Raw genomic sequence first — 12,007 nt, forward strand, 5'->3', positions numbered from 1 at the left:
CCTCGGCGCCCTGTGGATTCTGGGAGAGTTAAACATAGACTATGCTCCCTTCCTGGTCGCCGCCGGAGGCTTGTCCCTGGCCATCGGCTTCGGTTCCCAATCGCTGGTCAAGGATTTCTTCAGCGGCTTCTTCATGCTCATGGAAGAACAACTGGCTCTGGGGGATGTGGTCAAGATCAACGGCAAAGCGGGCGTGGTGGAAAAGATCTCTTTCCGTACAATCAAGATGCGCTCCCTGGACGGCACCATGCACATCATCCCCAACGGCAGCATTGACAGCGTGTCCAATCTCACTCATAAGTGGTCCATGGCCGTGGTCAACATCGGCGTTTCCTACGACACCGACGCGGAAAAGGTCATGCAGGTGTTGAAGGATATCTGCAGCGGCATCATGCGCGACCCGTTATGGAAAGAGCTGTTGGTGGACGAACCCTTGCCCCAGGGCATTATCTCTTTCGGGGAGTCTTCGGTAAACTTCCGCATCCTGGCCAAGACAGCGCCCGCGCAGCAATGGGCGGTGGGTCGCGAATTGAACCTGCGCATCAAGCGGGCATTCGACACCAGGGGCATCGAGATCCCCTACAACTACGTCAACGTAATCAACCGCACACCTGATCCCGTAAAAGCGGACTGATCAGTTCTTTGCCTGCTTTTCCGGATACATGCCGTCCCAGGCCTGGGGTTCACCTTTGAGCCAATGGTCAAACCAGGCGATAATGGTGCGCATCCATCGCCGGCGCTGTGGCGGATCCAGAATGAAGTGTTGCTGGTCCTTGAAAGTTACGAGGGCGACCTCGCGGTCCAACAGTTTCAGGGCGGCAAACATCTGGTAACTTTCCCCCGGAGGAACATTGTTGTCCCTTTCCCCATGCAGCAGAAGCAGGGGAGTGTGAATGCGGTCCGCCATGAACAGGGGGCTTTGTTCTACATAGAGAGATTTGCGGTTCCAGGGAAAGGAATCCGCTGACGCCACTCCACTGTAAAGCACGCCCCAGTCACCCACACCCCAGTAACTGGCCAAAGAAGCGATTCCCGCGTGAGAAATCAGGGCCGAAAAACGTTGCGTGACCGTGGCCAGGTACTGGGTCAAAAATCCGCCATAGGAAGCGCCCATACCACCGATTCGGTCCGGGTCCACGTTGGGGTGGGATTCAACCAGGGCATCCACCGCGGCGATAACCTCCGCGGCGCTCTGCTTTCCCCAGTCATTGACATGCACGGCGGACGCACCCTGGCCGTAACCCACGGTCCCGGTCGGCTGCAACACGTAAACCATATAGCCCTGGGCCGCATACCAATTCTTGGGATAGCGCCCGGCGAAATCCCGGGTAACCGGCGAGGTACCGCCATAATAATAGACGATGAGCGGGTATTTGCGATTGGGGTTGAATTGCGGCGGATAGTACAGGCGCCCGGGAACCACCCGTCCTTCCGGAGTACGATAATCCCGGTCTTCCACCTTACCGAAACGGATGTCGCGGAACAAATCGGCGTTAAAGTCACGCAACAGTCCGACCCGGCGGCGTTTCAAGTCCACCCGGTAGAGGCGATGGGGAGTGGTGACTCCGGAGGCCCAGGCCACGGCCACGGAGCGCCGCACAGACCAACCCACCCGATGCACCACGTCCACTGGGAAATCCAGGATTTCAAACCCGCGGTCTTTTCGCCATATAGACAGCGATTCCTTTGCCCCATCCACCACGTGGAAGTAAATGCAATCCTCCTGCGCGGGCCAGAAACCGGAGGAAATCGAGGGGGAAAAAGTGCGGGAGATGGCGGCAGCCGAACGGCCGGCGATATCGAACAAATACGCCTGACCATCAAAGTCATTCGGGATTGATCCACCCGACAATACGTTCCCCTTACCACCGAAGGCGGAAGCGCCGCCGATCACCAGGAGCCGGCTGGAATCCGGAGCCCATGAAGCCTCGTTAATCCAGGGATCCGCCAACAGTATATCGCGTTCCATGGTTGCCGGATCCACAATAACACCCTCGTAACGTTCATACGGACGCCGGGCGGGATCGGGAACCTTGCGCTCCAACAGGATGCGTTTGCCGTCGGGGCTGATACGAGCCTGGTGAAACCGTTCTTCGGGACGTGTCAGGCACCGGGTCACGGAACCGCTCAAAAAATGGACAAACAACCCCACATGCCGAGGCGAAGAAGCAGCCCGGTCGGCGATTTCCCTGATATATTTCCATTCAGAGTCAGGCGAGGGAAGTTCCTCCACGGCATAAACCAGGTAGCGGTTGTCCGGGGACCACCATACCTCCTTTAAACGGGCGATACCGGCACAAACCGTTCGCAGTGAATGATCCCTGAGCCGGTGGACCATAATATCGGCGCTTTCCTTGTGCTTGCGGATAAACGCGAAACCCGAGGAATCAGGCAACCATGTAATGCCGGTGACATTGCCCACGCCCTCACTGGTCCACACCACGCGGCCGGAATCCACTCCCAGCACTTCAGTCCAACTGCGCCGCATATCTTTTGAATCCAACCGCCTCAGAGACACAGCCACGTGTCGTCCATCCGGTGCCATGCTTACATTCACGGCTTCAGCCGCATAGATTACATGCTTGATGTCCATATTCCGCCCGGGCTCAACAGAAGCCCGCAAAGGCATTTTGCCGAACTCTTCACTCCACTCCAAATGGGGCAGAAAACGGGGGATCCGTTTGGGACGCACCAGCAACTTGACCACCAGTTGATGACAACCCGCAGGCAGTTGCATATCCACCCCCCAGGTATCCGCGTGCACCCGGAACGTCTCCTGGGGTTTGCCGTCCAGATAGACGGTAAACGCGTAATCCACCCGGTCCAGCAACAGCCTGGCGGCCAGCCACCGATCGGCGTCCACCCATGTGGCCAGGTAGTAGATCGCCGGGGCGGAAACCGCCAGGTTGCCCTTGCGATATTCACGCCATTGCACCTGAGGGCCCGTTCCCCAATCAACCGTCTCCCCGACGCGGGGATGTATGCGGGAAGCATCCAGGTGCGGAAAGCCCGCCAGGGCCTCATCCGTTCCATGGTTGCGGACCTCGGTTTCAGAAACGGGCAGGGGGCCCAATACCAGCCAGGGAGAGAGCTCCTGTTTGAATCCGGCTCCCCGGAGCAAGACCGCGTTTGCCGAAAACAGCACCACGGCGATCAACAAGGTCACGACTCTTTTCATCTTTCCTCCATGACACCGGATCGACCCGCGCATCCGGATTTATCAACATGATTTTCCCGGTACGGTTCAAATAGTCATTGCGACTGTTGCGCGCCATTCGGGCTAAAAATAACCCAACGTTTTTAGTTTCTCCATATCTTCTTTGGTCATCTGTCCGGGGTTGCGCACAAATTGTTTGCTGATTCTCAGGTATTCCTCTACCCGGCGCACATAACCATCCAGCAGGCGTTTCCATTCTTCCAGGCCGGAGCGGCGCTTCAGGTAAAGGTTGTGCTTTTCAAGGGGGTCTTTCGCCCAGTGATAGAAACGAAAGCGATGGTTGCGCGGAGTCAGCATCACTTTCTCTCCACGCTGAACCAGGGCATAACCAATGGGTTCAACCTTGTGGTGGTAATAACGGCCACGCCGGAAATGCACGGCGCCCTTGTAGGCTTCGGAAAATAGCGTGCGGTTCTCTTCGGGAATAAACAAGTCACGCCCAATCATCCAATCCGGACGTTCCATTCCCAACAGCCCCAGGATAGTGGGCGCCACGTCTTCCAGTGAAACCTCATGATGAAGCTTTGAGCCCGCTCGTTCGCTCTCGGGAAATTTCATTATCAAGGGCACGTGCAGGGTGGAGTTAAACAGTTTGCGACCGTGGCCGTATTCACCATGCTCGCCGAAACTTTCGCCGTGGTCGGACATAAACACCACAATGGCGCGATCAAACAGACCGTCTTTCTTCAGTCGCTTGATCAGGCGGCCGATATGGTGATTCACGAAACCCACCTCGGTATCGTAATTGCGCATCTTGGAAAAATCGCTGTCCGGATGGTACAACTCTTTATGCCAACGGTTGTAGTCAAAGTCGAATTCCTTGTGGTGAACGTACGGGGCATGGGGCTCAGAGTAATGGACCCAGAGAAAGATCGGCTCTTCCTCGCAGCGGTCCAGCCATTCAAACACGCGCTGGTTAACCGTGGGTGCACGGCCTTCCGGATTAATGGTTCCCAGCCAGCGCTTTTTGTCAAACACCTCCTCATAAGTATCGAAACCGCGGTCCAATCCACTGAGCCGGGCTTTAAGCGGCCAGCTCGAGATAAAGGCGCCGGTACGGTATCCCTCTGCCTTCAACAAATCCGTCAGGGTTTCCATCTGGGGAAAGATGGGCAATCCATTGCGCTTGGCTCCATGGCGATGGGGGGGCAGGGACGTCAACAGGGACGCGAAAGCCGGAGTCGTCAGTGGAGAAGGGGTAAAGCAGCGCGTAAACAGAACGGATTTTTTGGCCAACGCATCCAACTCCGGCGAGGTCGGGCGTGGGTAACCGTAGCATCCCAGGCGATCCGCCCGCAACGTATCCACGGCGATTATGATCACGGGAACGGGCTGTTCATTCTCGGACGCCCGGCAAGTTCCACCCATGGACAAGAGCATCCCCAAAAAAATATGTAGAACAATTGATTTCAAGCGTTGAATCGTTTCACCTCCTGCAGGGTCGGCTAATCCATGGGCCAGAAACGGTTGTCGTACCAAACTTCTTCGCGAAGTTGATCATCCATTTCCGCAAAGAGCTTCATGTGGTCGGTTTCCCAATCCGCCAACCACTGGTAGAGCCGGCGCTCATCCTCGTCTCCGGTGGCCCGGGCCCGGCCGGAGTAGTATTCCACGGCTTTTTTTTCAAAATCCAGGGCGGCGGAGATCACGGCGGCTTCATATCCGACGGAAGAGATCTCTTTTAATACCTTGCCGGTTAAAGTACGATCCACGGCTTCATGATCAGCCGCGGTCAGATCCGGAAGCACGAAAGAACCGTCCTTTGTCAGGCTGGCGTACTGTCTTGAAAGGATCTCAATATGCTGTTCCTCTTCAAGCGCCAGCAATTGAAACAACTCCCGCACCGGATCCTTGGCCTGGCCGGCGGCCACGGATTCATACAGGGCGCGGCCGCGATGCTCCAATAAAATGGCGCCTTTAATGATATCGATCTGCTCTTTTTCGGCCACTGAAAACCTCCATCGATTTTATTGTAGCACAGGAAAAATTGACCCAAAAGTCCGCTTGCTTTCATCCCGACCGTAATCTATACTCTATAAGCAAAGGAATTCGCATGACTGATTGCTGGAAATCTCGATTCATCGGCGTTACCGGAGCCGCCGGCTTTATCGGCAATCGCCTGGTGCATGCCCTGGTTGAAAAAGGCGCGCGCGTGCGCGCCCTCGTTCACTCCACTCCACTGAAAGAAAATGTTGAGGTCATGCAGGGCGATGTGGCCGATGCCGGCACCATGGCTGATTTCTGCCGCGGACTGGATGGGGTATTTCATTTGGCCACCGCCCTGGGCAACCGGCGTATCCCCGAAAGCGAATTCATGCGCATCAATGCGAAAGGCACCACCACCTTGCTGGAGCAGGCGCGCCGCGCCGGGGTAAAACGGGTGGTCCACTTCGGCAGCGCCGGGATCTATGGCCGCACATCGGGGCGTACATTGCTCAAAGAGGGAGATAAGGGCCGTCCCGTGGATGCATACGAAAAAAGTAAGTTTGCCGGGGAACAGGCCGCCCTTGACTGGAACGCTCCCCCCGAGGTTTGCCTGATCCGGCCCGGCTGGGTGTATGGTGAAGGCGACCGGCGCACATTCAAGTTAATCAGCCGGATTCATTCGGGTTTTTTCTTTGTGGCCGGAAGCGGCCGCATCCTGCAGACCCCGGTATATGTAGACGACCTGGTCGAGGCGGCGCTGGCCGTATTCCAGCAAGGCGCACCCGGCCGGGATTACAACGCCGCGGGCGCGGCCGTTACAGTCAACCATCTGGCCGGTGCCATTGCCGTTGCCCTGGGTCGCAGTCCCCGTTTCATCCATATCCCGGTCAGCCTGCTTTTGCCTCCGGCGGTAGCCATGGAAACCCTTTTCGGCCTCGCCGGCAGAGAAGCGCCATTGAGCCGCTCGCGATTGGCATTTTTCCGCCGCGGCAAACCCCTGGATACCACCCGCATCCGTACCGAACTGGGCGTCCGTTTTTCCACCTCACTTGAAGACGGTCTGCAAAAAGCCGTTCAGGGATACCGGGACCTGGGCTGGATCCCCGGGACCTGACCCTTGATCCGCAAACCTGATCCGGGGTATAATCACGCCATGAAACCAGATGCCGGGCCCATCCCCGGAGAACAAAAGAACCTGTTGGATCCAAACAAAGGGGCGGTGCGAAAATATCGCGACCTCTTTTTAGGCCATGTCTCATTGGGTTATTTTTTGAAATACGAAGCCGTCACCATCCTGTTTTCCTCAGTGCCCGGGGCGCTTGGCTTTGCCCTGCGCAAAGTTTTTTTCCGGCGCCTGTTCAAAGCCGTGGGAAAAGGAGTGGTGTTCGGCCGCAACATGACCCTCCGCCACCCCCGCAAGATCCGTATCGGCAACAACGTGGTTTTTGACGACAATACCGTGTTGGACGCCAAAGGCATAGACAACCAGGGCATCCGAATCGCCGACAACGTAGTGATCGGACGCAACACCATCATCAGCTGCAAAGGTGGAGACATCGAAATCAACGATTTCGCCAATATCGGTCCCAACAACACCCTCATCTCGGAGAGCATCCTCAAAATCGGCAGATACGTGTTCACCGCGGGTCAGACCTACATGGTGGCCGGAGGCAACCACAGTTTCGACCGCAAGGACATTCCCATCTGGCACCAGCCTTCGATTTCCAAGGGAGGAATCGAAATCGAGGATGACGTGTGGATCGGGGCGTCCGTGACCGTGCTGGACGGGGTGAAGATCCGCACCGGTTGCATCATCGGCGCCGGCAGCGTGGTGCACCGCCGCCTGCCCGCCTACACCGTGGCCCTGGGCAACCCCCTGGCCATCGTCAAGAAACGCTGAATCCGCCACACACCTCTACTCCAGGCCATTATTTGTCATATTCCTGAACTATAATAAGTACAGGAAATGTGCGAAGAGTGGATTGATGAAGATGTTGAGGTGACCAGATCCACTGGAAATCCATGCCTGCACACCCATCGCCTTGGCTTCAAAGTACAGTAACTGTGTTTTTGTAAAAAATACTTGACATGCTCGTCGTGGCAGTGTATATTGTCTCCATATGATGCATTTGGCATCGGGTATGGAAAGGAAATTAGAAATATTCGCGACGCTGCGAACCGGATACTCCTTTCGTAAGGGTATCGGGCAATCGACCGCAGGAAAGATCGCCGTGATTCAGATGCGAGATCTCGATCCGACCACTCGGACGGTTGATTTGCGGAACCTGAGTAGAACGGACATCCCCCACTTAACTGAACGGAATCTTGTTCAAAAGGGCGACCTGGTTTTCCGTACCCGCGGCGAAACGGTGAACTCAGCCTTTGTAAAAGACGATCCGGGTCGATGCGTGGTTGCCGCGCCTCTGCTTCATATCCGCGTCGAGCGTCCTGACTGGGTAATGCCGGAATACCTGAACTGGTTTATCAGTCAACCGCAAGCCCAGGCCTATTTTCATTCGAGAGCAATAGGGGCTACCCAGAAAGTAATCAGCAAACGAATCCTTGATGGTTTGACCGTATCCATCCCGGACCTTGAGACCCAGCGTCGGATTGTTGATATCGCGGATTTGTCTCTAAGAGAATCATTTTTACTCAATAAACTGGCTGAAAAGAAATCTAAATACGTTTCCGGAGTACTCATCCGGAAAGTGAATGGAGGATAACATGGCGAAAAACCCACCCACCGGCGACGGCCACCGCAGGGGAGCCGTACGGAATCGTTCACAGGTTTTCAATCCCAAAACCGGGAAATACGTCAAACGGGACACCGATACCGGGCGATTCATGGACCAAAAGGCGGACGACAAACCGTTCAAGGGCGTACGTAAGGAAAAGAAGTAGATGAAGAACGACCATATCGAGCAGAAAGACGTCAACAACGCGGCATGGGCCGCCTGCGACACCTTTCGGGGTGTCGTAGACCCGGCCCAGTACAAGGACTATATCCTGGTGATGCTGTTCCTGAAGTACATCTCCGATGTATGGAACGATCATTACAGTGAATACAAAAGGCAGTTCGGCGATGATGACGTCCGCATCCGACGACGGTTGGACCGAGAACGCTTCGTGTTGCCACAAGTCGTTTTCAAGGACAGCCGGGGGAATGAAGTGGACCGCTTCATGGCCACCTATGACAGCTTGTATGAGCGGCGTGCCGGCGCGAACATCGGTGAATTGATCAATATCGTCCTGGATCATATCGAGGGTGCGAACAAAGCCAAACTGGAAGGCGTGTTTCGCAATATCGACTTCAACAGTGAGGCCAATCTGGGCAAAACCCGCGATCGAAACCGCAGATTGAAACAACTGCTGGAAGATTTCCACAAGCCCCAATTGGATATGCGCCCCTCCCGGGTCAAAGAAGATGTGATCGGTAACACCTATATCTACCTCATCGAACGCTTCGCATCGGACTCCGGCAAAAAAGCCGGGGAGTTCTTTACACCGTTGAAGGTTACCGAGCTGGTCGCCAAGCTGGCCGGGCCTGAATCGGGGGATCGGGTATGTGACCCCGCATGTGGGGCGGGCGGATTGCTGATCCAGGCCGCTCGGCAAGTTAAGGATCAGAACATCGCGTTGTTCGGACAGGAGTCCAACGGAAGCACCTGGGCGTTGTGCCGCATGAATATGTTTCTTCACAGTCTCGACAGCGCCCGCATCGAATGGTGCGACACCCTTAACAGTCCCATGCTGGTTGAAGACGACCACTTGATGAAGTTCGACTGCGTGGTGGCCAATCCGCCCTTCTCCTTGGATAAATGGGGGGCTGAGAATGCCGAAAGCGATCAATTCAATCGCTTCTGGCGCGGGGTACCTCCGAAAAGCAAAGGCGATTGGGCCTTTATCACCCACATGCTTGAGGTGGCTCAGGAAGGTTCCGGGCGGGTGTCTGTCGTGGTCCCTCATGGGGTGCTGTTCCGTGGAGGCGCGGAGGGACGGATCCGCCGCAAGGTGATCGAGGAGAATCTGCTGGACGCGGTGATCGGGTTACCGGCGAATATGTTCCCCACCACCGGCATTCCGGTTGCCATCCTGGTCTTCGATCGCGGCCGGGAGAAGACTCTTGCTAAAAGCGAAAAGGAACAACGAACGGATGTGATGTTCATCGATGCCGGCCGCGAGTTCGTGTCCGGCAAAAAACAGAACCTTTTGTCCGAGGCCCATATCGACAAAATCATGCAGACCTACAAAGAGCGTAAGGATGTGGACAAATACGCTCACGTCGCTGATTTTACTGAGATAGAAGAGAATGACTTCAACCTGAACATCCCCCGTTATGTGGATACCTTCGAAGAGGAAGAGGAGATCGACATCGATGCCGTTCAATTGGAGATAGACGCCCTGGAAAAAGAACTGGCCAAAGTCAGAAAGCGGATGGCGGAAAAACTGCAACGGATTGATCGGGGGAGTAAATAGTGGCGAAAACCAAAAAGATTGAGGTGTTACGTACAAAGGTGTCCATCCAATCCAATCAGCAGGAAGATTACATCTCCCTTACTGATATCGCCCGTTATAAAGACAGCGAACGCACTGATTACATCATCCAGAACTGGATGAGAAACAGGAACACCATCGAGTTCCTTGGAATATGGGAACAACTCAATAACCCCGCTTTTAATCCCATCGAATTCGATGGGATTAGAAAACAGGCCGGATTAAACAGCTTTGTATTGACTGCCAAGCGGTGGATTGAGGCGACCAATGCCATCGGCGTTATTTCAAAAGCAGGACGCTATGGAGGCACGTATGCCCACAAGGACATCGCTTTTGAGGCTAGGTCTCGGGGAAATGATAATTCAAAAATTAAAATAAATGTTTGGGGGGGAAATGACTGAGAAAGATATTGAGAAAGTTCATCATAGCACTTTTGAAAGGTTAAAACATAGTGACCCGGACATGCAGGAATTCTGGCATGCACGTGATTTGCAGGAAGCACTGGATTACGGTAGTTGGGATAAGTTCTCACGTGTAGTCCTCAAAGCCATGGAGGCTTGCAGAAACTCCGGTCACGAGGTAGACAACCATTTTTCCCACATGGGAAAAATGGTACATCTCGGTTCCGGGAGTAAACGTGAAATTTCAGATTATGCACTTTCACGTTATGCATGTTATTTGATTGTTCAAAATGCGGACCCAAGTAAGTCAGTAATTGCCAATGGTCAGCCCTAGATGGGTGATGAATTGAAAAATAACTTGGCACTCATAATTCATCGCTCGCCGCAGGTGTTATTGCGGAAAAAATTCAACAGATTCAAAGAGGTGATTCGTAATGGATAAAAACACAATCATGCGGCTGACAAACTCTTTTAATGCCATCGTTCAACAGATTCCAGAGACAGATGTTGAGTTCTGGTATGCAAGAGATATTCAGGAGACATTGGGCTATACGGAATGGCGAAACTTCCTGAAGGTTGTTGAAAAAGCAAAGGAAGCAGCTGAAAACTCAGGTGCATTAGTTCAAAACCATTTTGTTGACGTCAACAAAATGGTCAAAATCGGCTCAGGGGCAGAGCGCTCTGTTGAAGATATCGTGCTCACCCGTTACGCCTGTTATCTTATTGCCCAGAACGGCGACCCCCGCAAAGAGGTCATTGCCTTCGCTCAGACTTATTTTGCCATTCAAACCCGAAAACAGGAACTTATTGAAGAGCGTATCCGCCTTCAAGAGCGTCTTCAGGCGAGAAAGAAACTGACAGAATCAGAAACAGAACTTTCCAGAAACATTTATGAACGAGGTGTTGACGACAGAGGATTTGGGCGGATTCGATCCAGGGGGGATGCCGCTTTGTTTGGAGGAAACACCACTGCACAAATGAAAGATAAATTGGGAATGCCTAAAAATAGACCTTTGGCAGATTTCCTACCCACTGTGACCATTGCAGCCAAAAACCTTGCGGCCGAGATTACCAATTTCAATGTCAAACAACACGATTTACAGGGAGAGCCTGTAATTTCATCTGAGCACGTCCAGAATAATACAAGTGTACGCAATATGCTTGGGGAAAGAGGGATCAAACCCGAAGAACTCCCCTCGGAAGAGGATATCAAAAAGCTGGAGCGACGGGTGAAATCGACCGAGAAAGAGCTGGTTAAGGGAAGCGAACTTCCACATAAGAATGATGAGGCCTGAATGATGAATGATGAATGGAACTATCACTCAGTCCTTAGCACTCCTTATTCAGAATCCGCCGAAGCTGCCTGGCTCAAGGAGATTCAGCAATGAGCAAAGCGCTCCAAGTTCCAAATGATTGGAAACCAGCAAAAATCAAAGATGTTGCTCAGATCAATCCTCGCTCGAATTCTGTTGATGATGACACCTTGGTGACATTTCTTCCAATGAATGCTGTGTCCGAGTCAGGGATTATTCAAGGTGATGAGATTCGAAAAGCAATCGATGTAAAGAATGGTTTTACATCATTTGAATCCGGAGATGTCTTGGTAGCCAAAATTACTCCTTGCTTTGAGAATTATAAAGGCTGCCTATGCAAAGAGCTAAAAAATGATCGCGGTTATGGCAGCACTGAATTTCATGTCCTTCGGCCTAAAAAAAGTATAACTGGCGAGTATCTGCATATCCTTACCAGGACTCACCATTTTAGAGGAACAGGCGAGCTTAACATGACAGGTACAGCTGGCCAGAAACGTGTTCCTGCGATTTTTTTGGAGAACTATGAATTCCAGCTCCCACCTCTTCCCGAGCAAAAAGCCATCGCTGCTCTGTTGTCCACCTGGGACGAGGCCACCGAAAAAACCGAAAAACTCATCCAGGCCAAAGAAAGGTGGTTTAAATGGCTGCTTAATGAC

11 protein-coding genes and 1 pseudogene are annotated in these 12,007 nt (G+C 53.4%); 9 read left to right on the plus strand and 3 right to left on the minus strand.

The window, feature by feature from the left end; translation table 11 throughout:
• Positions 1–634 (plus strand): mechanosensitive ion channel family protein (locus ENN40_04745; protein HDP94653.1); only part of this gene is annotated, 634 nt, incomplete at its 5' end.
• On the opposite strand, the gene ENN40_04750 is transcribed toward ENN40_04745, so the two are convergent.
• The 3 genes from ENN40_04750 to ENN40_04760 form a co-directional block, all read right to left on the minus strand.
• Positions 635–3,211, minus strand: a complete 2,577-nt coding sequence (locus ENN40_04750) for a S9 family peptidase (GenBank protein HDP94654.1) — start codon at positions 3,209–3,211, stop codon at positions 635–637.
• Positions 3,212–3,280: 69 nt separating this feature from the next.
• Entirely contained in the window at positions 3,281–4,630 is a 1,350-nt protein-coding gene (locus ENN40_04755) for a DUF229 domain-containing protein (protein HDP94655.1), read from the minus strand.
• A gap of 32 nt (positions 4,631–4,662) precedes the next feature.
• Complete coding sequence (locus ENN40_04760) at positions 4,663–5,166, minus strand: hypothetical protein (protein HDP94656.1); 504 nt, start codon at positions 5,164–5,166, stop codon at positions 4,663–4,665.
• A 104-nt stretch (positions 5,167–5,270) separates the two neighbouring features.
• Between ENN40_04760 and ENN40_04765 the strand changes: the two genes are divergently transcribed.
• From ENN40_04765 to ENN40_04800, 8 genes and pseudogenes are all read left to right on the plus strand, one after another.
• Positions 5,271–6,257, plus strand: a complete 987-nt coding sequence (locus ENN40_04765) for an NAD-dependent epimerase/dehydratase family protein (GenBank protein ID HDP94657.1) — start codon at positions 5,271–5,273, stop codon at positions 6,255–6,257.
• A gap of 39 nt (positions 6,258–6,296) precedes the next feature.
• Positions 6,297–7,043, plus strand: a complete 747-nt coding sequence (locus ENN40_04770) for a hypothetical protein (GenBank protein HDP94658.1) — start codon at positions 6,297–6,299, stop codon at positions 7,041–7,043.
• Positions 7,044–7,263: 220 nt separating this feature from the next.
• On the plus strand, positions 7,264–7,866 hold the full coding sequence (locus tag ENN40_04775) for a restriction endonuclease subunit S (GenBank protein HDP94659.1): 603 nt from the start codon (positions 7,264–7,266) through the stop codon (positions 7,864–7,866).
• A 178-nt stretch (positions 7,867–8,044) separates the two neighbouring features.
• On the plus strand, positions 8,045–9,619 hold the full coding sequence (locus ENN40_04780; protein HDP94660.1) for a type I restriction-modification system subunit M: 1,575 nt from the start codon (positions 8,045–8,047) through the stop codon (positions 9,617–9,619).
• Positions 9,619–9,975: pseudogene (locus ENN40_04785) on the plus strand (KilA-N domain-containing protein). The gene ENN40_04780 and the pseudogene ENN40_04785 overlap by 1 nt, the downstream one beginning before the upstream one ends.
• Before the next feature lie 55 nt (positions 9,976–10,030).
• Entirely contained in the window at positions 10,031–10,372 is a 342-nt protein-coding gene (locus ENN40_04790; protein ID HDP94661.1) for a hypothetical protein, read from the plus strand.
• A gap of 100 nt (positions 10,373–10,472) precedes the next feature.
• Positions 10,473–11,333 (plus strand): DNA damage-inducible protein D, encoded by an 861-nt coding sequence (dinD, locus tag ENN40_04795; protein ID HDP94662.1) that lies wholly within the window; start codon positions 10,473–10,475, stop codon positions 11,331–11,333.
• Between the two features lie 89 nt (positions 11,334–11,422).
• Positions 11,423–12,007: restriction endonuclease subunit S (locus ENN40_04800; protein HDP94663.1), on the plus strand; the 585-nt coding region annotated here is incomplete at its 3' end.

The sequence above is a fragment of the Candidatus Aminicenantes bacterium genome, assembly GCA_011049425.1.
Lineage (GTDB): Bacteria > Acidobacteriota > Aminicenantia > UBA2199 > UBA2199 > UBA876.

Excerpts from the sequence above, each read along its gene's own strand:
- ENN40_04775 (HDP94659.1), top strand. The coding sequence starts at position 7,264 with ATGATGCATTTGGCATCGGGTATGGAAAGGAAATTAGAAATATTCGCG.
- ENN40_04780 (HDP94660.1), top strand. The coding sequence starts at position 8,045 with ATGAAGAACGACCATATCGAGCAGAAAGACGTCAACAACGCGGCATGG.
- dinD (HDP94662.1), top strand. The coding sequence starts at position 10,473 with ATGGATAAAAACACAATCATGCGGCTGACAAACTCTTTTAATGCCATC.
- ENN40_04790 (HDP94661.1), top strand. The coding sequence starts at position 10,031 with ATGACTGAGAAAGATATTGAGAAAGTTCATCATAGCACTTTTGAAAGG.
- ENN40_04770 (HDP94658.1), top strand. The coding sequence starts at position 6,297 with ATGAAACCAGATGCCGGGCCCATCCCCGGAGAACAAAAGAACCTGTTG.
- ENN40_04765 (HDP94657.1), top strand. The coding sequence starts at position 5,271 with ATGACTGATTGCTGGAAATCTCGATTCATCGGCGTTACCGGAGCCGCC.
- ENN40_04750 (HDP94654.1), bottom strand. The coding sequence starts at position 3,211 with ATGCGCGGGTCGATCCGGTGTCATGGAGGAAAGATGAAAAGAGTCGTG.